General features: G+C 62.6%; 18 protein-coding genes. 11 read left to right on the top strand and 7 right to left on the bottom strand.

All coding sequences use genetic code 11. From position 1 onward, the window contains the following. Position 1 precedes the first annotated feature (1 nt). Genes EDF61_RS17110 through EDF61_RS17120 form a run of 3 tightly spaced genes read left to right on the top strand, consistent with a single transcriptional unit; the run spans position 2 to position 3,457 of the window. Positions 2-844: a carbohydrate ABC transporter permease gene (locus tag EDF61_RS17110; protein WP_133834936.1), complete on the top strand. Its 843-nt coding sequence runs from the start codon at positions 2-4 to the stop codon at positions 842-844. 13 nt (positions 845-857) lie between these two features. Continuing rightward, positions 858-1,907: a Gfo/Idh/MocA family protein gene (locus EDF61_RS17115; protein ID WP_166650868.1), complete on the top strand. Its 1,050-nt coding sequence runs from the start codon at positions 858-860 to the stop codon at positions 1,905-1,907. Beyond that, entirely contained in the window at positions 1,904-3,457 is a 1,554-nt protein-coding gene (locus tag EDF61_RS17120) for a family 43 glycosylhydrolase (protein WP_286172327.1), read from the top strand. Before EDF61_RS17115 ends, EDF61_RS17120 begins: the two co-directional genes overlap by 4 nt. A gap of 343 nt (positions 3,458-3,800) precedes the next feature. Here the strand turns inward: EDF61_RS17120 and EDF61_RS17125 are convergent, their stop codons facing one another. Then, positions 3,801-3,998, bottom strand: a complete 198-nt coding sequence (locus tag EDF61_RS17125; RefSeq protein WP_133834938.1) for a hypothetical protein — start codon at positions 3,996-3,998, stop codon at positions 3,801-3,803. Further along, a complete protein-coding gene (locus EDF61_RS17130) occupies positions 3,982-4,233 on the bottom strand; it encodes a hypothetical protein (protein WP_133834939.1) in 252 nt (83 codons plus the stop codon). Before EDF61_RS17130 ends, EDF61_RS17125 begins: the two co-directional genes overlap by 17 nt. 1,150 nt (positions 4,234-5,383) lie before the next feature. Here EDF61_RS17130 and EDF61_RS17135 point away from each other — a divergent pair. From EDF61_RS17135 to EDF61_RS17165, 7 genes are all read left to right on the top strand, one after another. Beyond that, a complete protein-coding gene (locus tag EDF61_RS17135; RefSeq protein WP_133834940.1) occupies positions 5,384-6,160 on the top strand; it encodes a DeoR/GlpR family DNA-binding transcription regulator in 777 nt (258 codons plus the stop codon). Beyond that, positions 6,157-7,134 carry a 1-phosphofructokinase family hexose kinase gene (locus EDF61_RS17140; protein ID WP_105662631.1) on the top strand — a complete coding sequence of 326 codons (978 nt, stop codon included), beginning with the start codon at positions 6,157-6,159 and terminating at the stop codon, positions 7,132-7,134. Before EDF61_RS17135 ends, EDF61_RS17140 begins: the two co-directional genes overlap by 4 nt. Before the next feature lie 2 nt (positions 7,135-7,136). Further along, positions 7,137-9,131, top strand: a complete 1,995-nt coding sequence (locus EDF61_RS17145) for a PTS fructose transporter subunit IIABC (RefSeq protein ID WP_133834941.1) — start codon at positions 7,137-7,139, stop codon at positions 9,129-9,131. Then, the gene (ptsP, locus tag EDF61_RS17150) at positions 9,128-10,810 is read left to right on the top strand and encodes a phosphoenolpyruvate--protein phosphotransferase (RefSeq protein ID WP_105662633.1); all 1,683 of its coding nucleotides are present in this window, start codon (positions 9,128-9,130) and stop codon (positions 10,808-10,810) included. The genes EDF61_RS17145 and ptsP overlap by 4 nt, the downstream gene beginning before the upstream one ends. A gap of 52 nt (positions 10,811-10,862) precedes the next feature. Next, positions 10,863-11,141 (top strand): HPr family phosphocarrier protein, encoded by a 279-nt coding sequence (locus tag EDF61_RS17155; protein ID WP_105657931.1) that lies wholly within the window; start codon positions 10,863-10,865, stop codon positions 11,139-11,141. 129 nt (positions 11,142-11,270) lie between these two features. Beyond that, positions 11,271-12,575, top strand: coding sequence for an MFS transporter (locus EDF61_RS17160; RefSeq protein ID WP_133834942.1), 1,305 nt, complete (start codon positions 11,271-11,273; stop codon positions 12,573-12,575). A 103-nt stretch (positions 12,576-12,678) separates the two neighbouring features. Next, entirely contained in the window at positions 12,679-13,440 is a 762-nt protein-coding gene (locus EDF61_RS17165) for a polysaccharide deacetylase family protein (RefSeq protein ID WP_133834943.1), read from the top strand. Between the two features lie 19 nt (positions 13,441-13,459). Here EDF61_RS17165 and EDF61_RS18890 read toward each other — a convergent pair whose 3' ends face one another. The 5 genes from EDF61_RS18890 to EDF61_RS17190 all read right to left on the bottom strand — a co-directional run bounded on the left by EDF61_RS18890 (position 13,460) and on the right by EDF61_RS17190 (position 19,267). Beyond that, positions 13,460-13,891, bottom strand: a complete 432-nt coding sequence (locus tag EDF61_RS18890; RefSeq protein WP_166650869.1) for an SRPBCC family protein — start codon at positions 13,889-13,891, stop codon at positions 13,460-13,462. 142 nt (positions 13,892-14,033) lie between these two features. Continuing rightward, on the bottom strand, positions 14,034-14,408 hold the full coding sequence (locus EDF61_RS17175) for a hypothetical protein (RefSeq protein WP_105657927.1): 375 nt from the start codon (positions 14,406-14,408) through the stop codon (positions 14,034-14,036). A gap of 132 nt (positions 14,409-14,540) precedes the next feature. Continuing rightward, the gene (locus EDF61_RS17180; protein WP_133834945.1) at positions 14,541-16,169 is read right to left on the bottom strand and encodes a tetratricopeptide repeat protein; all 1,629 of its coding nucleotides are present in this window, start codon (positions 16,167-16,169) and stop codon (positions 14,541-14,543) included. 23 nt (positions 16,170-16,192) lie between these two features. Beyond that, a complete protein-coding gene (locus EDF61_RS17185) occupies positions 16,193-17,476 on the bottom strand; it encodes an AAA family ATPase (RefSeq protein ID WP_133834946.1) in 1,284 nt (427 codons plus the stop codon). A 135-nt stretch (positions 17,477-17,611) separates the two neighbouring features. Next, positions 17,612-19,267: a thiamine pyrophosphate-dependent enzyme gene (locus tag EDF61_RS17190; protein WP_105657924.1), complete on the bottom strand. Its 1,656-nt coding sequence runs from the start codon at positions 19,265-19,267 to the stop codon at positions 17,612-17,614. A 368-nt stretch (positions 19,268-19,635) separates the two neighbouring features. Here EDF61_RS17190 and EDF61_RS17195 point away from each other — a divergent pair, with 368 nt between their 5' ends. Beyond that, positions 19,636-21,165: a sodium:solute symporter family protein gene (locus EDF61_RS17195; RefSeq protein WP_133834947.1), complete on the top strand. Its 1,530-nt coding sequence runs from the start codon at positions 19,636-19,638 to the stop codon at positions 21,163-21,165. Positions 21,166-21,440 lie beyond the last annotated feature (275 nt).

The following is a 21,440-nucleotide window of genomic DNA, read 5'->3' on the forward strand; positions in this document are numbered from 1 at the left end:
AATGCATCGCTACACAAAATGGTCCTTAATCAGGGAGATACTGGTGATCGTTGCCAGCCTCATCATCCTGCTTCCGTTCTGGATATTGATCAGTACATCGCTTAAAACAACGGAACAGGTGCTGACAACGTCCGCCTTTTCCCCGCCGCCCACTCCCACCTTGGATAACTTCATTCAGCTGCTTTCGCCTGCAGGAAGCCAGTCCGGCAACGTATATCAGGGCCTGTTCAGCAGCCTGCTGATCACAATATCCACTGTTCTTGTGCTGATCGCCCTGTCATCGGCGGCGGCGTACGTTTTCGCACGCAGCACCCGAAACCTCTCCAATAGGGTTTTCCGCATCTTTTTGATCGCCATTGTTCTGCCGACCCAGCTTGGCGTCCTTCCGTTGTACATCGGTGCCCGCAGCCTAGGCCTGGTAGGCACCCCATGGGGCATGGTCATTATTTACACAGCCATGACTATGCCTTTCGCTGTCTTCCTCTACTCAGGGTTCTTCCGTCGCTTGCCAAGAGACTATGAGGAAGCGGCCACGCTCGATGGGGCATCCCGTTTCCAAATATTCTCGCGCGTGATTTTCCCGCTCATGGGCCCGGCTACGGGAACCGTCGCCATTCTGTCGGGCCTGCTCGTGTGGAACGACTTCTTTACAGCGGTTATCTTCCTAAACGGGTCCCCCTACATGACCCTTCCTGTTGTCGTCTACAACTATGTAGGAAGCCTAGTGTCGCAATGGAACCTGAGCTTCGCCGTGGTGCTCATCGCGATGGCACCTGTTCTCGCCTTTTACATCGTTGCCCAGAAAAAGATGATGCAGGGCTATGCTGGCGGAATCAAGAGCTGATCGATCTCTCCTGATGCAGAATCCCCATAATTCAAAGAAAAACCCGAAGGTCCCGGCAGGAACTTTGCCACATTCGTCCCGAGGAAACGTCCGGTGGGGCATCGCCGGAACGGGCGGAGTATCGCGGCAGATAACGGCGGACTTTTCCTTCATGGACAATGCTGAGGTCGTTGCAGTATCCAGCCGGCACGCGTCGTCGGCAAGGGAATTCGCCGACACCTTTGGAATTCCCACGAGCTTCGTCGACTACATCAAAATGCTCGACTCCGACATCGATGCTGTGTATATCGGGACGCCCCACGTTACGCATTTCGAACTCGCCCGTGAAGCGCTCAAGCGTGGGCGCCACGTCCTCTGCGAGAAGCCCATCGGCTTGAATGCTGCGGAGGTGCGGGAACTCGCAGCTATCGCGGCGGAATCCGGGGCTTTCCTGATGGAGGCGATGTGGATGAAGTTCAACCCGCTCTACCTGCGCCTGCGCGAGATCGTCGACGCCGGAGCGATCGGTGAGATCCGCAGCATCAGATCTTCCTTCGGCGCACCTTTCCAGCGAGATGACTCAAGCCGCTGGAAGCCCGGAGGTAGTACCCTGCTGGACCAAGGCATCTACCCCGTGACACTCAGCCACATGTTCCTCGGCGAGCCGTCGGGCATCACTGCAGCCGGGATCGTAGAAGGGAACGCAGTAGACCTGAGCCAAAACTACACCCTCAACTACCCCCGGGGACGATTCGCCCAAGGTGCCAGCTCGATGGTTAATTTTCTGGACCAGTCCGCATCACTTTGCGGAACGGGCGGGTGGATCACTATCGACACCGGCTTCTGGTTCGCGTCGCAATTCACGCTCCACCGGTTCAGCGTCGAAGATGGCGAGACAACCGAGACATACGAGACCACGCGGGAGGGCAACGGCTACGTGCCTATGCTCCGAGAGGTGACCGCTGCAATCTTGAACGGGGACGCTGAGCATCCGCTCCACACCATGGATGAGGCTGCTCGTACCTTCGACACCATGGACGAGATCCGGCGCCAAATCATGATTACTGGAAAGGTCACACCTTGAACACCTCAACACCTCCCAATAGCTTCCTCAGCGTGGGAAGTCGGGCCGAAGGCCAGCGCAGAGCCGACCTCGGCAACGGCACCTACCTTAACCCTGTCTTTGCGGGAGACCATCCCGATCCCGCAATTCTCCGAGACGGCGACGATTACTACCTGACCTTCTCCTCCTTCGAGTCCACCCCGGGCCTCATTATCTGGCACTCACGGGACCTGCTCAATTGGAAACCGCTGGGTCCCGCCTTGCCGGAGCCGATCGGCAACGTCTTCGCAGTCGACATCTGCAAGGTGGACGACAGGTACTACATCTACATCCCAATCATCGCCACTGCGGTCTCGCCAGATCCGGCCGCCCCACCGCAGATCTACGTCATTCATTCCGAAAGCATGGCCGGACCTTGGAGCGAGCCCATCAATCTCGGCGTATCAGGGCACATTGATCCAGGACACGCGGTGGGAGAGGACGGTCACCGCTACCTATTCCTCAGCGGAGTCAGCCGGGTTCGACTGAGTGCTGACGGCCTTGGAACGGACGGTCCGGTGGAGCACGTCTACGACGGCTGGCGTTACCCCGACGACTGGGTTACTGAGGCCTACGCCCTTGAAGGACCGAAGTTGACGCGCCGGGGCGACTGGTTTTACCTCACCGCGGCGGTGGGAGGCACTTCGGGTCCGCCTACTGGGCACATGGTCACGGTTGCCCGTTCACGTTCAATTAACGGCCCCTGGGAGGACTGTCCCCGGAACCCCATTATCAGGACGTGGAATGCAGTCGAGCCGTGGTGGAGCAAGGGCCACGCCACCTTGTTTGAAGGGCCAAACGGACAATGGTGGAGCATCTACCACGGATACGAAAACGGCTTCACGACCTTGGGCCGCCAGACGCTCCTGGAGCCCATCGAATGGGACGACGACGGGTGGCCCCGCGCAGCCGGCGGTGACCTCTCAAGGCCCTTACCTGCGCCTACTGATCCGGTAGAGGAGCCATCCCACGGAACCCCCCTGTCCGACAACTTTACTGAGGAGCGTTTCGGTATCCAATGGTCCTTCCACGCGCCATCAAAGGACGAGTACCTCCGTGCCGCAATAGGCAGCGGGCTGGTTCTGCAGGCGCGGGGAACCAGCCCGTCGGACAGCTCGCCACTGACCAGCATCGTGGGTGACCGACGGTATGAGATCAGCGTTGAGATGGATCTCATCGATGGTGCACAGGGCGGATTGTTGCTCTACTACAGCGACCGCCTCTACTGCGGTATGGGCCACGACGGCGATGCCATGACGAGCTACCGGGCAGGCAGGGCCATACCCTACTGGCGTGAACCTGCCCCCTCAACAAAGACCATCCACCTGCGCATAGTCAACGACTCCCACATCGTCACCCAGTACTACAGCACCGATGGAATTGAATGGACCAGACACGGACTGCGATTCAACGTTGCCGGGTACAACACGAACACAGCTGATGAGCTCCTGAGCCTTCGTCCGGCACTGTTTGCGACAGGTACCGGGCAGGTGCGCTTCCGGAACTTCCAATACCGCGCACTCGAGGACTGACTTTACCAAGGCCCCGGACCTCGGGTCTTGGGCCCTGGTAAAGCTCAGCTATACGGCGTATTCCTTCATTACTCGGCTGTTAATGGCACAGGCAACTGAAGGAGATCGCCAATTCACGGTTTACCGAGTCAGCGTCGAAGAAGGCGAGACAACAGAGCCTACGAGACCACACGAGAGGCAACAGGTACGTTCCGATGGTCCTGGCAGTGACAGCCAGCCCCCTCTGTTGGCTCTGCCGTCTATCGCTGGTTGAGATTTCTGATCCTTCGCTTGTAGATGACCAGAACAACCAAGGCGATGACGATGAGACCCACGAGGACCGATCCCGCCAAGCGTATGAAATCTAGGCGGCTCCTGTTCCTGGTATATCCAGGAGTATGCAGTTGCCTTCGATGAGGGGTTGGTATCGCAGCAGCCAATCCTTAACCGGTGCGAGCACGGCCCCGAAGGGGATGATGCAGCAACCCAAGGCCAGCGCGACGATGAAGCCCAGAAGGATGCTGTCGTCAGAAATTTCTGATCCGTCATTGCTGCTGCTCATTTCCTTCCTGTACCTTCTTGTTCGTCAGGTCGGCGTACATGGAGGCAGAGTCTGCTTCGCCTGTTTCGATGTCTGGGTAGTCAAGGATGAGGTAGTCGTCGTCTTCTGGTTCAACGTGTGTGACGATCCCCCACAGCTTCAATGCCTCATCGATGAGAACCCCATCGTCTTCCTCCAGAGAGATGGCTTTCTCCTGTGTTGCAGGTCGGTACCCTTCAAATAACCCGCTTGACACCCCTAACGTCTCTAAACCTATGGGTTACAAGACGTCTCATCGCACACCACTCGCCAGCTGAGAATCCTTGAGAACTCACCAGTCCTGGAATCTCACAACTATGTGTCGCAACTAATGTCGTTGAATCGTGCGGGCGCTATTAGTTGCGAGACGCTCTTCAAGAATTCCATAATCAGTCTCATCGGATCCGTTGCCAGGTCAACCAAGGCTAAGGCACCGACCGCCAAGTCCAGGACTCCCTCGCCCTGGAGTCCGTTGTGGAGACCTCTAGATTTATCACGAGCTATGCGGTGCGCTGGTAGGACGTGCCGAATTCGATACAGCCCTCGACGCGCTACACCCCCGATGCAACTCCGGTGATTACTTTCTTGGTTCGGTCGGGATGCTTGAACTAGAAAACAATCGAGTTCTCCGACGAAGTTCGTGAATACAACCTCGGACTGCGTGTCTCTGACCTCGACGGCAGTGACCCCGATATGAAATTGCCGATCGGAACCATAACTTTTCTCCGACATGGCGGCTTTGACCCGAATGGAACTCGAAATCAAGATCGAACACATCAACGACCCCATCGCCAATCGCCGAACCAACGAAGGAGACCATGGCGAACGCCGACCTTATTTGCTCACTCCAACTGCCTTCCGGAACTAGCTTCCGGATCGCCTCCACGCTGCTCTGGTCGAAGCCATCCCGGGGCAGAGTGATATCCGTGGGAAAAGGAATCCGCCATAGACTGCTGCGCTGCGGCTTTGTCGCCCGAGTGCATGCAGGCACGGAGAGCGCCATGCCTCGATCCAGGCCTTTTGTCCTGGCGCAAATCATACGCCCAGCGGCCTAGGATTCCTGTCGAAGTCAAGACCCACTGGCCCCGTGCCCCTGCCCGTACCGATGCCTTGCACCTTAGCCTGGCTTCCAATCACCTAAGGCCGTACAGAAGTCGATTGCCAGAGGCCAGAATCGGGGCGCACGCAGCTTGGATTGACGCGTGGCTACCACCCTCGATTCGGCATAACCCCTAGCAAACCCACTCAAAACCAACTAAAGCCAAAGATTCCCCGGATTTTCACTTGACGATGCCACATAATCGGGCATAAAGTCATGGAAACACAGATCAATGTGTTGCAGGTCATGAGGAATTGCGGAGGCAAGAATGTTCGCCGAAGAACGACACCGGCTGATCGTTGAGCAGCTGGAAGCTGACGGGAAAGTAACCGTCGCCCAGCTCGCGCAGCGCTTCGATATCACCCGGGAAACCGTGCGGCGGGATCTGGCCCAGCTGGAATCCGAGAACTACCTGCGCCGCGTCCACGGCGGAGCGGTCACCATCACCGAAGCCAGCACCCGCGAGGAAAGCTACGTGGTGCGCACCGCCATCCATTCAGAGTCCAAGGCCCGCATCGCCCAGCGCGCGCTGAGCCTGCTGCCGGTCTCCGATGCCTCGGTCATCATCGACGCGGGAACCACCACGGAAATCCTGGCCGAGCGCATGCTCAAGAGCACCGCGGGCACCGGACTGGTGGTCATCACCCACGCCCTGCCCATTGCCTCGGCGCTGGTCCACAGCCCGGATGTCGCCTTGGAGCTGATCGGCGGGCGGGTCCGCGGCATCACCGGCGCCTCCAGCGGAGCCCGCACCGTGCAGGAGTATTCCCAGTACCGGGCAGACATCGCCTTCATCGGCACCAACGGGCTGCATGCAGGATTCGGCCTGAGCACCCCGGACCCGCTGGAAGCTGCCGTCAAGCGCGCCCTGGTCGCCAGTGCCCGCCGCGTGGTGCTGCTGGCCGACGGATCCAAATTCGACCAGGAAACCCTGGTCTGCTTCGCCCGGCTCGAAGACATCGACACCCTGGTCACCGACCAGCAACCCGGCACTGAACTTGCCGCTGCGCTGGAAGCGGCGGATGTCGAGGTGGTGATCGCATGATTATCACACTGACCGTCAACCCGGCGCTGGACAAGACCATCGAATTGGTCGCCGCATTGCAGCCCGGTGCGGTGCAGCGGGCCGCTGGCAGCCACCTGCAGGCCGCAGGCAAGGGCGTGAATGTTGCGCGGGCCATCCTCGCCGCCGGGCAGCGGACCCTCGCTGTACTCCCCGGAGCCGGAAACGATCCGCTCATCGCCGCCCTGGCCGCCGACCAGTTGCCCTACCGGGCGCTGGAAATCAATGCTGCGCTGCGCACCAACACGACGCTGACCTCGCCGGATGGATCGACCACCAAGATCAACGAGGCCGGTCCTGAGCTGGACGCGGCCACGTTGGAGCAGCTCTCGGAGCTGGTGCGCGATTCCTGCGCTGGCGCCGATTGGCTGGTCATGGCAGGGTCGCTGCCACCCGGGGTGCCGGCGAACTACTACGCTCTGCTTACCGCGTCGTTGCGCGAGCAGCTGGGCTCGAAGTGCCCGAAGATTGCGGTGGACACCTCTGGGGAGCCGCTGCGCCAGCTCTTCGCCCACGACGAGATCCACATCCCGGATCTGGTCAAGCCCAACGCCGAAGAGCTTGCCGAGCTGCTGGGCGAGGACCTGGGCGAAGCCCAGCTCGAAGCGGACCCCGGGCTGGCCGCTCGCGCCAGCTCCAAGCTGCTGCGCCGCCCCGGGGCCGCGGTGCTCACCACCCTGGGTGCGCACGGCGCGGTACTGGCCACTGCCGAGGGCTGCTGGCACGGCTGGCCGCAGCCGATCACCCCGCGCAGCACGGTAGGTGCCGGCGATTCCTCGCTGGCCGGCTATCTGCTGGCAGACACGGCAGGCCACTTGCCGGCGTTCAAGCTGCGCCAGGCCATCGCCTACGGAACCGCGGCGGCCTCGCTGCCCGGCTCCGGCATCCCAACCCCAACCGACCTCCGCATCGATGCGGTCAGCGTCATCGAACTCACCCCAAGGCAAGGATCCTGACCATGAGCGATCTGATCGAAACCCGGCTCGTCACCCTGGATGCGCATCTAGGTTCCACGAGTACCGACGTCATCAAGTACCTGGCCCAGCAGATCACGCAGGCCGGGCGAGCCGCCAGCGCTGCCGAATTGGCCGAGCATGCCTTGGCCCGCGAGGCGAAGACGGCCACCGGCGTGCCCGGCGGCATCGCGATTCCGCATTGCCGCTCAGCAGCGGTCACCGTTCCCACCCTGGCCATGGCCCGGCTGGGCACCCCGGTGGACTTCGGTGCCAAGGACGGCCCGGCAGATCTGGTCTTCTTCATTGCCGCCCCGGAAGGCGCCGACAAGGAGCACCTGAAGCTGCTCTCCAAGCTGGCCCGCGCACTGGTGAAGAAACCCTTCACCGCGGCCCTGCGTGCAGCCAGGAGCAACGAGGAAATCGTCGCGTTGGTCTCCGAAGTACTCTCCGATGCCCCCGCCGCACCAGCTGCACCAGCAGCTGCACCCGCTGCCACGGCGCGGCCGAAGATCGTGGCCGTCACCGCCTGCCCGACCGGCATCGCCCACACCTACATGGCCGCCGATTCCCTGGCACAGGCCGCCGAAGAACTCGGCATTGACTTCGCTGTGGAAACCCAGGGGTCCTCGGGGTCCAAGCCGTTGGATCCGGCATTGATCACCCAGGCCGACGCGGTGATCTTTGCGGTGGACGTCGACGTGCGCGACCAATCGCGGTTCGCCGGCAAGCCAGTGATCCAGGTTCCAGTCAAGCGCGGTGTGGATGAACCCGAAAAGCTGCTCAAGGATGCCTTGGCCGCGGCCAAGGATCCGGCGGCCCGCAAGGTACCAGCCGGCAACGAAACGGCAAACGAGCGCTCCACGGATTCTGCTTCCGAGGGCTTCGGCGCTGGCCTGAAGCGCGCGCTGCTCACCGGTGTCTCCTACATGATCCCGTTCGTCGCCGGCGGCGGCCTGCTCATCGCTCTGGGCTTCCTGCTCGGCGGATACGCCATCACCGATGTAGCAGACCAATACTTGACCGAGAATACGCTGTTCAACTTGCCGGAAGCTGGCTTGCTGGCCTACCTCGGCGCGGTGGCGTTCAAGATCGGTTCCCTGTCCATGTCCTTCCTGATTCCGGCGCTGGCAGGCTACATCGCCTATGCCTACGCCGACCGTCCGGGCATCGCCCCGGGCTTCACCGCGGGTGCCGTGGCAGGCTTCATGGGTGCCGGATTCATTGGCGGCATCATTGGCGGACTCATCGCTGGCCTGGCCTGCCGCTGGATCAATTCCTGGACCGTGCCACGCTGGCTGCGCGGGCTGATGCCAGTGGTCATCGTGCCGTTGCTCGGTTCCATCATCGCTTCGGGCCTGATGTTCCTGTTCCTTGGCGGGCCGATTGCCCAGCTCACCGAAGCCCTCAACGGCTGGCTGGCGGGCATGTCCGGCACCGCGGCGGCGATCCTCGGCCTGGTCCTGGGCCTGATGATGGCCATCGATTTGGGCGGGCCGATCAACAAGGTCGCTTATTCCTTCGCGGTAGCCGGCTTGGGCGCCGGTTCGGTGGCCGAGAACCCGGCCCCGCTGATGATCATGGCAGCCGTGATGGCTGCCGGCATGGTTCCGCCGCTGGCGATGGCCCTGGCCACCGCGGTGTCCCCGAAGCTGTTCACCGGGGCGGAACGCGAAAACGGCAAGGCGGCCTGGCTGCTGGGTGCCGCGTTCATCTCCGAAGGCGCCATCCCCTTCGCCGCGGCCGACCCGCTGCGCGTCATCCCGGCCTCCATGGTGGGTGCCGGGGTCACCGGCTCGCTGATCATGAGCTTCGATGTGCTCTCCCAGGCACCGCACGGCGGCATCTTCGTCTTCTTCGCGATGGACAGCACCTGGCCGATGTTCCTGGTGGCCACCGTGATCGGCACGCTGGTTTCCGCGGCGCTGGTGATCATCCTGAAGAAATATGTCCGCAAGGCCCCCGCACGGGCCGCTGAAGAGGCAAAGGCCGCAGCATGAGCCAGAAATTCACCGGAGTAGGCGTCAGCGCCGGACGGGTCATCGGATCCGTGCGCCGCATGCCCGACCCCATCCTCCCGCCCGCCGACGGCGCGCCCCTGCCAGCAGGTTCCAGCGCGGAAGCCGAATCCCTGCGCCTGGCCGAGGCCACGCAGGCGGTCGCCGCGCAGCTCAAGGAACGCGCGGCGCAGGCCACCGGCGATGCCCAAGCCGTGCTCAAGGCCACCGCGCTGATGGCCAGCGACCGCACGCTGCTCAAGTCGGCCACCAGGCTGGTGGCATCGGGCACCTGCGCCGAATCGGCCATCTGGGAGGCCGCCGACGCGGTCGCCACGCAGCTGTCGGCGCTCGGCGGCTACATGGCCGAACGCGCCGGGGATGTGCTCGATGTGCGCTCGCGCATCGTCGCCGAACTGCGCGGCGTGCCCGCCCCGGGCATCCCGGACTCCGACCAGCCCTTCATCCTCGCCGCGGTGGACCTGGCTCCGGCCGATACCGCGACGCTGGATCCGGCCAAGGTCCTGGCGCTGGTCACCTCCGATGGCGGGCCGCAATCGCATACCGCCATCATCGCGCGCTCGCTGGGCCTTCCGGCCATCGTGGCCGCTGCCGGCACCACAGCGCTGGCCGACGGGGACCATGTCTTCGTGGACGGCATCGACGGGCTGGTCATCACCGGTCCCGGCGAGGCCGAAGAGCACCTGGCCGCCACCTACGCCAACCGCGAGGCGCTGCCGGAGTTCTCCGGCACCGGGCAGCTGCGCGACGGGCACCGCGTGCCGCTATTGTCCAATGTCGGCAGCGGCGACGACGCGCAGCTGGCCGCCGCGGCGGGCGCCGAGGGCGTGGGCCTGCTGCGCACCGAGTTCTGCTTCCTGGGCAAGGACAAGGAGCCCTCCCATGACGAGCAGGTGGCAGCCTACGGTGCGGTCTTCGCCGCCTTCCCCGGCCGCAAGGTCGTGGTGCGCACCTTGGATGCGGGAGCGGACAAGCCGCTGCCCTTCCTGACCGATGCCAGCGAGCCGAATCCGGCCCTCGGCGTGCGCGGCTACCGCACCGACCTGTCCAGCCCGGGCGTGCTCGAACGCCAGCTGCAGGCCATCGCGCAAGCCGCTGGCGAGCACCAGGCCGAAATCTGGGTGATGGCGCCGATGATTTCCACTGCGTCCGAAGCGCAGGAATTCGCGCAGCTGGCCAAGGCCGCTGGCCTGGCCACCGCCGGGACCATGATCGAGGTCCCTTCGGCGGCGGTGCTGGCAGGCCAGATCCTGCAGCGCTGCGATTTCGTCTCCATCGGCACCAACGACTTGACCCAGTACACCATGGCCGCGGACCGCCAGCTCGGTGCCCTGGCCGAGCTCAACGACCCCTGGCAGCCGGCAGTGCTGCACCTGGTGGCCGCCACCGCCGCCGGTGCGCAGGCGGCCGGCGGCAAACCCGTCGGGGTGTGCGGCGAAGCGGCTGCCGACCCGGCGCTGGCCGTGGTGCTGGTGGGCCTGGGCGTGGACACCCTGTCCATGAACAAGCGGGCGTTGGCACCGGTTGCCGCGGTGCTGCGCACCGTAGACCTGCCCACTGCGCAGCGCCTGTCCCAGCTGGCCTTGGACGCCGAGTCGGCCGAGGCGGCACGCACTGCCGTGCGCGCGCAGCTGGGCGAGCTGGACCGATTCGGCCTCTAGGCCCCCCGAATTTACCGCAATCAACCGTTCAATAGATCCTGAAGGAGCCATCATGGCAGAACGTACAGCAATCATCGGCAGCCGCGTCGGCCTGCACGCCCGCCCGGCAGCCATCTTCGCCGAGGCCGCGGCCGAGGCGCCGGTCGAGGTCACCATCGCCCTTCAGGGCGAGCCCGTGGACGAGGCGCTGGACGCGTCCAGCATCCTCTCGCTGATGGGCCTGGGCGCGGAATACGGAACCACCGTAGTGCTGCGCGCCGAAGGCGAAGGAGCCGAAGCTGCCCTGGAGCAGTTGGCGGCCATCCTGGAAACCGACCACGACGCCGAGTAGCGCGAAGCCGAGCTCCGGGGACCACGCGCCATCGCGTGGTCCCCGGAGTTATTTAATTACCATCCACTGATTGACAAAGCTCAATCAGTGGATGGATGATAGTTCCTACGCACTACCGCAGGAGCTTCCATGAGCGCGCTCAAAACCTCTGCACTGCGCCTCATCAAGCCGTTCGCCTACCGCGACTACGCCCTGCTGGCCAGCGCACTTGTCCTCTCCACCTTCGCCGCCGGCATGTGGGCCGTGGCAATGGTCTACCAGGTGCGCCAGCTGGGCGGCGGGCCCATCCAGCTTTCTGCCGTGGCCACCGCCAGTGCCGCCGGGCTGCTCTGCTTCGTGCTGCTCGGCGGGATCATGGCGGACCGCCATTCCTGCCGGCGGATCGTGATGCTGGTCGAGGCGCTGTCGCTGGCGGCCATGGGCATCACCGCGGTGCTGGCCATGGCCGGTGCCCTGGAGCTGTGGCACCTGATGCTCGCCGGCTTCTGCGGCGGGGCCGGGTCGGCCTTCTTCTACCCCGCCTACTCCGCACTGCTGCCCAAGATGCTGCCCGCCGAGCAGCTGCTGGCCGCCAACGGATTGGAAGGGACAGCCCGGCCGGTGGTGCACACCGCCCTGGGCCCGATGGCCGCCGGATTCGTGGTGGCGGGACTCTCGCCGGCGCACGCCATCGTCGGCATCTGCGTAATCCACCTCGCGGCGCTGCTGATGCTGCGCCGGATCCCCAACCGCCAGGCGTACAACGCGCCAGGCCCCGTTGACGGCCAGGGACAGCCCGGGATGTTCCGGCAGCTGCGCGAAGGCATCGGCTATACGGTGCGCACCCGCTGGCTGCTGTGGACGCTGCTGTTCTCGGTCATTTCGGTGTTCACCTTCATCGGGCCCTTCGAGGTGCTGCTGCCCTTCATCGTCAGCGGCAACCTGCACGGGGACGCGAAACTGTTCAGCTTCGCACTGGCCTTCTTCGGCCTCGGTTCGGCGATCGGCTCGCTGCTGGTCGCGTCCGCGAAATTCCCGCGGCGCTACTTGAGCTTGATGACCGCCTGCTGGTGCCTGGGCACCTTGCCCCTGGCCCTGGTGGGCTACGTCGATGCCGCGTGGATGCTCTTCGCGATCCTGCTGGCCTTCGGCATCACCGACGCCGTGGGCATGGTCATCTGGGGCACCTTGCTCCAGCGCCGGGTTCCCGGACACCTGCTCGGGCGGATCTCCAGCCTGGATTTCTTCGTTTCGCTGGCGCTGATGCCGCTGTCCATGGCGGCGGCGGGACCTTTGACCCAGGTGCTCAGCTTGCAGGCGATATTCGTCATTGCCGGCCTCGCCTCGCCGCTGTTCGGAATCATCGCATGGTGGGCCGGGAAATTTGCCCGCGACGAAATAGCGCATCCGCTCTCGGACCCCGTTCCGGCGGAGCTGGACGGCGAGCGCAGTTGACCGGTTGCGACCAGCTGGCGCTGGGCCGGCACTGATCAAACTCCCAGCAGATTTTCGCGTGTAGTTCCCGGGCACGGACCGGGCATGACGGGAAGGTGGAAGGATGACTTCTCGATTGCCCGACATGGCGCGCCTGGCCCTGTTGGCGCTGTTGGCGCTGGGCCCGGCATTCCTGGTTTCCTGTTCCCCTGCACCAGCGCCTGCTCCCGATGCGCAGCCCACGGGCTCCGCGGCAAGCGAGCAGGTGGATTGCGCCGTGGCTCGATGCGTGGCGCTGACCTTCGATGACGGACCTGGCCAGTACACCGGGCGGCTGCTCGACGAGCTGAACGCCGCGGATGCGCCAGCCACCTTCTTCATGGTCGGGAAGAACATTGCCAAATACCCCGACGCGGTCAAGCGCATGGCCGCCGAAGGCCACCAGCTGGGCAGCCATACCTGGGACCATGCGGATCTCACGACGCTGACCAGAGAACAGATCCAGCATGAGCTGGGATGGACCAGCGAAGCGGTAGAAAAGGCCTCCGGCCACGAGCCCACCGTCTTCCGCCCGCCCTATGGGAATCACGGTGCCGTCTATGACCGGCTGGTGCCCTACCCGTTGGTGCTGTGGGATGTTGACACCCTGGATTGGAAGCACCACGATCCGGAGAAAACGGTGCGCATCGCCATGGACGAAGTCCATCCGGGCTCCATCATCTTGATGCATGACATCCATGAGAGCTCAGTCAAGGCACTGCCGGATCTCGTGGAGAAGCTGAAGGCCGAGGGCTACACCCCGGTCACCGTGGACCAGCTATTCAATGGCCAGCTGGAGAATTCGACGGCCTATGCTTCGGCTCCTGCTCCCGGCGCGACGAAATAGTCTTGCGCCGCGCAGGTGCTCAGGGGGCCTGCTCTGCGTACAGCCGCAGCTGGTCCAGCTTGTCCCCTTCGCTTTCGCGGATATTTGCCGCCAGCTCCTCGCACTGCTCCACCGTCAGGTCCGGGTTGATGATTGCCACCTGCAGCACTACCTCGGTATGCCCCGCGTCGTCCTTCAGGTCGTAGCGGTAGGAGAGCCCATCGGGATTCTCCGAGGTGTGCAGGATCAGCAAGCGGTTCTCGATCAGGTCATGGACGCGATACACGCGTTCATGGCCGGCAACGCGGTATACCAGCTGGGTGCCGACCTTGAGCTGCGGGTCGTCCGAATGCATGGAGCCGATCCCATGGATCCACAAGGGTGTTGCTGCCCAATCGGTAAGCAGCTCCCAGACACGGTGCACCGGCAGGTGAATGACCACGGTGCTCTCGAAAACGCTGAACTGGCTCATATCCGCATAGTGCCACCCTCGGCGGCCAAATGGAATAGCTTCATGGCTGTTGGCATGCAATCCGGTTTCCGGCCGCCTGCAGCAAAGGCCGGCACCCAGCGCGCGTACGCTGCTGGGTGCCGGCCCCTGGGCGGCAGAAGGCTTACCAGTCTTCTTCGTCGTCGCCATCCGCCTCGGAGATACCGAGTTCCGGCTCATTCTCGAGGTCGAAGTTGTACCAGGCCTCGGTGAAGTCAACCATCGCATCCAACGCGTCCTGCGCGTCGGAATCCAGGGCTTCCAGCGCCTCTGGGCTGTTGAGCACTGCGGTCACCGCGAGGAATGGGTGATTATCGAAGTAATCGGTGGGGGTGGCCTCCCCATTGAACGTCAAGTTCTCGCTCTGCGCGAAGAGGTCGACGTACTGAGCCACTGCCTCGGGCAGACGGCTCAGATTAATGCCAGTCAGGGACTCATTGTAGATTTCAGCAGTTGCGTCAGCCCACTGCTCAATGAGCTCTTCGCTCATCTGTGCCATCAGATTATCCACCTCGTGGTTGGGGTTCTAGTGCTCACGGGAATCGGTAGCAATTCATCTTATTTCTTCAGCGGGCGCGTGCCAAGACAGAAAGGCCCACGGCGTTGTGATCTTTTCCGCGTAGGTTCCTGCTCACTGGTTCGGGACGCCGAGGGACGGGATATCGGGCATGTCCGGCAGCGAAGGGATCGAGTATTCACGGGGCTGGGAATCCGGCGTTTCCACATCCTTGAGCTGATTCAGCAAGTCTTGGTCGAGGACGCTATCCTGGCTTGGATGACGGGGCTCCGGTGGCGAATCCAGCGAACCCTCCACTCCCGATATGAGCAGCCCCAGCGAAGCAGCCGCGGCAAACAGCCCGGCGAACAGATGCACCCCGATGAAATACAGGCCGCCGATATTGCCGCGAAGCATGGCCAAGTTCCGGTTTTTGGCCGAGGAGCTGACAGCCAGCCCGTAGGCAAAAGCATTTTCCTTGAATCCAAGACGGACTTGCGCTGCCAGCAAGGAAATGCCAGGCACCAGCAGTCCGGCGGCCACCGATCCGGCTGGCACGGCAGCGATCCTGCTTTCATTGGCCAAGCAAATCCCTAAGAGCACTAGCTGGATGAGCGCCAGGCACGCCCGCTTCCAGAAGCCAGCCACGTGCAAGCCGCTGCACCGGACCAGGTACCGGCGTTGCTCGTGGCGGTCGGAGCCCTTTCTTGGCGGGCCAGCATTTTCTTGCAGGATCCACAGTGCTCCTAGCTGGCTTGCCAGCACACCGAGCAGCATCACGATGATGCCAGCCACCGGCAGGAAACAGCCCAGGACCGCTCCGCTTGTGCTCAGGAGCCAACCAATCCGGTAGGAGCGAATAGCTCGGGGCAGTTTGGGGAAGCGCGCATCAATGTCCTTGGCGTAGCCGGAGGGCAACGACCTGGCCGCCTTGCTGTACGCCTTCTTGTTCCACCATCCAAAGAGCCCGGCCACGATGGCAATGGCGGCAATCGCCAGCAGCGCCCCGGTTCCACCAGCCCGCTGCCCCAGGGCAGCGGCAACTGCCAGCACCGGAGTGAAAAGCCAGAACCGATTAGCGTAGGCAGTTTGCTTCGCAACGAAGGTCTCCGCGTAGTCCTGATGCAGGCCTTCGTTCATCGGATCCATGGATATCAATCCACGCAGCACATCGCCTTGTTCCCCGACGATTTTTTCGCCATTGCCGATACTTCCGGCCGCCCGCAAAAGCCCCTGGTGATTGGGGTCGATCTGCAGCCCGGATTGGAGGAATCCGAGAGCCACCCGGTTGTCATCTTGGGCTTCGGCAGCAATTGCCGCGCCCTGGTAGTAATCGGGGTTCCCCGGCTCCAGCCGAATCGCGTGCTCGATGGCTTGGCGGGCCAGCACCCTGTCATCGTTGCTCCGAATATCGCTGAGCGTGATCATGCTCAGCCAGTAGTGCCCGTTGCCGTATTCCGGTTCCGTTTCGATTACCTGCCGGATCGCCAGCAGCGCCTCCTCCCGTCGATGCTGGCGCATCAGGGCGACGGCCAGGCACTCCCCGGCCACCGGGTTGGCAGGATCCAGATTCAGCCCGGCTCTGGCAGCGGACTCCGCTTCGGCCCACTGCTTGAGGCTCAAATGGCATGACGAATAGAGGATCCAGAAGGCAGGGACCTGATGGTGCTCGTTGAGGTTATCCTTCAGCAAGGCAATCGCTTCGGTTTCCCGTCCGATCGCCAGGTGGTGGGTGATCCGGTGATGCAGTCGCTCGAATTCCATGCGGTGTACTCCCCCGGTGCTTTCTAGAGCATGTTCTGCGAAACCAGATACTCGGATAAATCATCGTAGCGGCCATGCTGGTTGCTGAAGCGCACCACATTTCGCGCGGATTCCAGCCACGGCAAAGTCGACGCCTTGATTTCCGCCAGGGCAGTTCTGATATGGCCCATGTCCAAGGGGAGAACCTCGTTGCGCTCGATGGATTGCATCATTGCCTTCTCGGCGGCAGTGGTGCACACGTGCTCCAGGTCCGCGCCCGAGAATCCGTCGGTCTGTGCCGCAATCCATTCCAGGTCGATTCCGGCAATCGGGCGGTTCTTCAGGTGGTACCGCAAGATGGACTCACGTGCCGGCGCGTCCGGCGGAGTCACCAGCAGGGTCCGGTCCAACCGGCCTGGACGCAGCAGTGCTTCGTCCAGATCCCATGGGTGGTTGGTAGCCCCCAGAACGTAAAGGCCATCGTTGTTTCCCGCAAGCGAATCCATCTCGATCAGCAGCTGATTGACCATCTGGCGCATCCACGCGCCCGATCCAGTCAGCGAACCGCGGCGGATGCCGATGGCATCAATCTCATCGATGAAGAGAACCGTTGGAGCATTCTTGCGGGCCTGGTCGAAAATCGCCTTGAGCCGCTTTTCCGTTTCACCGATGTAGGAGTCAACCACATCGGTAATGGTGACAGACATGAAATTGGCTTTCAGCTCACCGGCCACCGCGCGAGCCAGGAAAGTCTTGCCGCATCCCGGTGGCCCATACAGCAGCAGCCCGCCGCGCAATGATTTGCCAAAGGCCTTGGCAATTGCGGCGTTGCGCATCGGTGCCAGGAAGGATTCGTCCAGGCGGTCCTTGACCGCCTGCAAGCCACCCACATCATCCAGGGTGACACCCTTTCCGGCCGGGTTCTCGATGGGAGCTTCCGGGGCATCGGACCCCGCATCTGAGCGCAGTGGGACCCGTCCTTCAATAAAGGGCGCCGGCAGCGAACTGCCGAGTTCCTTGGAACCCGCTTCCCAGTCGTAGCCTGGTGGCGTATCGTTCTGCTGGTTTCCAGCCGGCGCGGCATCCGCTGCGGGTTCGACGGGCGCCTGCGGGGCCATCGCTGCGGCCATCGACGCGCTGATCGTTCCAAGCCTTCCCAGCGCGGACGCGTTCCCCGGATCCTGCTGCAGCACGATGCTGACATGGGACAGCGCTTCGGCGGATCGACCGGCACCATCGAGCTGTTCAGCCAGGTGCAATCGCAGGGCATGGTCGTCCGGCGCTGCTTCTACGGCCCGGAGAAGGCTAGCAATAAGGGCATCGTTCATTCTAGGGCCGCTCCACGGTTGAAGGTCTCGGTCTGTTGCCTCTGCTGGTTAAAGCATCCAGCGGGTATCGCTAGAAACGATACCCGCTGGAATTATACGTCGCAGACCCGACTGTTCGCTGAGCGCACCCAGTGCCTAGTAGGCCTTGACTCCCTGCTCTACCACCAAATGGATCAACGCGAATTTCTTGTTTTCGTCAATGGCCTTCAGCGCATTTTCCAGGGCAGCCGGGACATCTGAATCATTCTCGACGCGGACGCCGAACCCGCCGAAGGACTGCGCCATCAGCGCGAAGTCGGGGTTGGCCAACTGGGTTCCGGAAACCCGTTCCGGGTACTGGCGTTCCTGGTGGGTGCGGATGGTGCCGTACTGCTGGTTGTCCATGACGATCACCAGCGGGGTGGCGCCGTACTGGGCAGCGGTAGCCAGCTCCTGGCCATTCATCAAGAACTCGCCGTCACCTGCGATGGTCACCACGCGGCGCCCCGGGTAGTTCAGCGAAGCGGCGACGGCGGAAGGAATCGAGTAGCCCATGGAACCGTTGCGTGCCGAGAGCATCGAAGCGTAGCCGTTGGTTGGGAAGTAGCGGTGGGCCCAGTTGGTGTGCTCGCCAGCGCCGAAGGTCACCAGGGCGTCTTCGGGCAGGGATCCAACCAGATTAGCCATCATGGTCGCCATCCTCGCCTGGCCCGCGGAAGGCTGCGCTGGTGGAAGTTCGGCGAACTTCTCCTGCTCGCCGCGCATCCGGGAAGTCCACTCCTTCCAGGATTCCTTGACCGGCAAATCCATCAGCAGCAGGTCGCGAACGAAGACATCGGGCTTGGCGACAATCTGGTGCGATACCGGGCCGGAACGTCCGCGCAGCGACGGGTCGATGGTGACCAGGAAGTTCTTCTTGTCCCAGTTCTGGCGGACATTGAAGCCGTCGGTGATGACGTCGCCTGGAACCGTGCCGACGAAGATCAGCAGATCAGTCTCTTCCAGCAGGTCATAGGTCGGCTTGGGGCGGCCGTAGCCGATCGGGCCAACATAGGATGGCGAGTTGAAAGGCACGGTACCCTCGCAACGCCATTCGGCAGCGGCTGGCAGGTCGTGTTCCTCGAGCCAACGAGTGAAGTCCGCTGCGCCTTCGTGGGACCAGTCGTTGCCGCCGAAAATGAACAGCGGCTTATCCGCTTCCTGCAAGGCAGTATTCAGCGCCTTCCAGTCGGTCACGGTCATGCCGCCGGTAGCCACCGGGATTTCCGGATGGACTTCGGCGGAAACTTCGTTGCGGATGATGTCTTCTGGCAGGCCGACGACCACCGGGCCCGGGCGTCCGGACATGGCAGCGAACATGGCCTCGGCGACGACTTCGCTGGCGCGATCGGCGTGGTCCAGGATCATCACGCGCTTGGCGCCGGTGCCGAACCATGCCTTGGGATCGAATTCCTGGAAGGCTTCCTTTTCACGGTGCTCGAACGGGATCAGCCCCACGAATAGCACCAGCGGGGTCGAATCCTGCCATGCGGTATGCAGGCCGACGTGGGCGTTGGCAGCTCCCGGGCCACGGGTCACCATGGCAATGCCGGGGCGCTGGTGCATCTTGCCTTCGGCTTCGGCCATGTAGGTGGCTCCGCCTTCGTGGCGGCAGACCACGGTTTCGATTGGCGAGTTGTGCAGCCCATCAAGGACATCCAGGTAGCTTTCACCCGGCACCACGTAGGCGCGTTCCACGCCGTGCGCGGCAAGCGTGTCGACAATGACGTGTCCGGCCGACTTCTTTGTCAGGCCCTGACCATTTTCACTCATCTTCTAGGCGTCTTTCTGGTTTCGAGAAATCGTCTGACGCAACGGCGGAGAAAACGGCCCTGCTGGCCAATGATGCAACGCTGCGTCAACGTGAAACAGTACTAAACAAGCTGCGATTGCACACATTGCCGATCGAATGCTACGCATATGTGACACGATGCCGTATGTGAATCATATTTGAGTGCAAAATGTCTAGAAAGTTTCACTGAATGGAACGGTTTGCTTCGTCACATTGCGGCTGGCCAGAGCAGTGCGGTGGGCAATGTTCGCGATTTCCATTGATCGGCAGCGCCAGCGCTAGTAGCCTGTGATGCAACAAAAGTTTACTTAAGGTAAGCGCTGCTTTTATCCGGACATCGAGGTTCTCCATGGAATTCATCAACGGCGCGATTGTCGCCGCCTACCTGGCCGCAATGCTGGCCTTTGGCTGGTGGGGCAAATCCCGCACCAAGAACAGCAGCGACTATCTGGTGGCCGGCCGGCGCCTGGGCCCCTTCCTCTACACCGGAACCATGGCGGCGGTGGTGCTCGGCGGAGCCTCGACCGTGGGCGGCGTTGGCCTGGGCTACAAGCACGGGATCTCCGGCATGTGGCTCGTGGTGGCTATTGGCGCAGGCGTGATCCTGCTGTCGCTGGCTTTCGCCTCGACGCTGCAGAAGCTCAAGGTCTTCACCGTTTCGCAGATGCTGACCCTGCGCTACGGCAGCGCGGCGGCAACCAATACCTCCGGCATCGTCATGCTGGCCTACACGCTGATGCTCTGCGCCACCTCAACCAGCGCCTACGCCACCATTTTCGTGGTGCTCTTTGGCTGGGAGAAATGGCTGGCCATCGCCATCGGCGGCGCCATCGTAGTCATCTACTCCACTATCGGCGGCATGTGGTCCATCACCCTGGCCGACCAGGTGCAGTTCGTCATCAAGACCGTCGGCATCTTCGCCCTGATGCTGCCATTCTCCATGAATGCCGCAGGCGGCATGGATGGCATCCGCGAGCGCGTGGGCGCCGAATTCTTCAGCTTCACCGGCATGGGGCTGCAGTCGATCATCACCTACTTCGTGGTCTACACCTTGGGCTTGCTGATCGGCCAGGATATCTGGCAGCGCGTTTTCACCGCCAGAACCCCGAAGGTCGCCCGCTGGGGCGGGATGACCGCCGGCATCTACTGCATCTTCTACGGTGCTGCCGGCGCACTGATTGGCATGGCCGCGAAGGTGGCGCTGCCGAACATCGCCGGCGCGGCGGATAACAAGGACGTGGTTTATGCCGAGGTCGCCACTCAGTTGCTGCCCGTTGCGGTGGGCGGATTGGTCATGGCCGCGGCCGTGGCCGCGATGATGTCCACCGCCTCCGGTGCGCTGATCGCCGCCGCCACCGTGGCCCGCACCGACGTCACCCCATTTGTCGCCAGCTGGTTCGGCAAGCACTTGGAAGTGAATACCGATGAGAACCCGGAGCATGACGTGCGCGCAAACCGCATCTGGGTCATGGCCTTGGGCGTCGTGACGGTCGCGCTGGCGATCTTGGTGGATGACGTGGTCGCAGCATTGACCATTGCCTATGACATCCTGGTGGGCGGATTGCTGGTGGCAATCATCGGCGGCCTGCTGTGGAAGCGCGGCAATGGCGCTGGGGCCACAGCCTCCATGGCGGCAGGATCAATAGCTACTTTGGGCACGATGATCATCTTGGAGATCCAGGCTGAGAACAAGTTCGACGGCGTCTACGCCAATGAGCCGATCTACTACGGTCTGATCGCTTCGGCAGCAGCGTTCATTGCTGTTTCGCTGTTGACCAAGTCGACGGACCGACAGGTGATTGAGCACTGGAACCTGCGCGTTGCGGGCAAGATCCAGGACGCTCCGGTCAATGCCACGGCACAAGAGCCTACGCTCTAGTCCGCCAAGAATACCGAGTGGAGCATATAAGATTCGAGCCCTGTGCCCAGCGGTGAAAACCGCTGGGCACAGTACTCGTTTTCTGTTCGACATCCAGCGCCCCAGAATAGGCTGCGCAGGAATCCAAGCGGAACATGAAATTATGAGTTCACAATTCAGCAGGACGCGTCTTTGCCGCACGGGAACTTAGAAACGGCAGTATTGCAGCGTTGGCATCTCGGCTTCTTTATCGCTCCCGCAGACTTGAAACCCTTTATTTCTGATCTGTCGTTGAT

The organism is Arthrobacter sp. JUb115 (genome assembly GCF_004365035.1).
Taxonomy (GTDB): domain Bacteria; phylum Actinomycetota; class Actinomycetes; order Actinomycetales; family Micrococcaceae; genus Glutamicibacter.

Bases quoted from the DNA above. Each gene is read 5' to 3' on its own strand.
- EDF61_RS17110 (WP_133834936.1), top strand. From the start codon at position 2: ATGCATCGCTACACAAAATGGTCCTTAATCAGGGAGATACTGGTGATC.
- EDF61_RS17115 (WP_166650868.1), top strand. From the start codon at position 858: ATGCAGAATCCCCATAATTCAAAGAAAAACCCGAAGGTCCCGGCAGGA.
- EDF61_RS17125 (WP_133834938.1), bottom strand. From the start codon at position 3,998: ATGAGCAGCAGCAATGACGGATCAGAAATTTCTGACGACAGCATCCTT.
- EDF61_RS17135 (WP_133834940.1), top strand. From the start codon at position 5,384: ATGTTCGCCGAAGAACGACACCGGCTGATCGTTGAGCAGCTGGAAGCT.
- EDF61_RS17140 (WP_105662631.1), top strand. From the start codon at position 6,157: ATGATTATCACACTGACCGTCAACCCGGCGCTGGACAAGACCATCGAA.
- EDF61_RS17145 (WP_133834941.1), top strand. From the start codon at position 7,137: ATGAGCGATCTGATCGAAACCCGGCTCGTCACCCTGGATGCGCATCTA.
- ptsP (WP_105662633.1), top strand. From the start codon at position 9,128: ATGAGCCAGAAATTCACCGGAGTAGGCGTCAGCGCCGGACGGGTCATC.
- EDF61_RS17155 (WP_105657931.1), top strand. From the start codon at position 10,863: ATGGCAGAACGTACAGCAATCATCGGCAGCCGCGTCGGCCTGCACGCC.
- EDF61_RS17160 (WP_133834942.1), top strand. From the start codon at position 11,271: ATGAGCGCGCTCAAAACCTCTGCACTGCGCCTCATCAAGCCGTTCGCC.
- EDF61_RS17165 (WP_133834943.1), top strand. From the start codon at position 12,679: ATGACTTCTCGATTGCCCGACATGGCGCGCCTGGCCCTGTTGGCGCTG.
- EDF61_RS18890 (WP_166650869.1), bottom strand. From the start codon at position 13,891: ATGAGCCAGTTCAGCGTTTTCGAGAGCACCGTGGTCATTCACCTGCCG.
- EDF61_RS17175 (WP_105657927.1), bottom strand. From the start codon at position 14,408: ATGGCACAGATGAGCGAAGAGCTCATTGAGCAGTGGGCTGACGCAACT.
- EDF61_RS17180 (WP_133834945.1), bottom strand. From the start codon at position 16,169: ATGGAATTCGAGCGACTGCATCACCGGATCACCCACCACCTGGCGATC.
- EDF61_RS17185 (WP_133834946.1), bottom strand. From the start codon at position 17,476: ATGAACGATGCCCTTATTGCTAGCCTTCTCCGGGCCGTAGAAGCAGCG.
- EDF61_RS17190 (WP_105657924.1), bottom strand. From the start codon at position 19,267: ATGAGTGAAAATGGTCAGGGCCTGACAAAGAAGTCGGCCGGACACGTC.
- EDF61_RS17195 (WP_133834947.1), top strand. From the start codon at position 19,636: ATGGAATTCATCAACGGCGCGATTGTCGCCGCCTACCTGGCCGCAATG.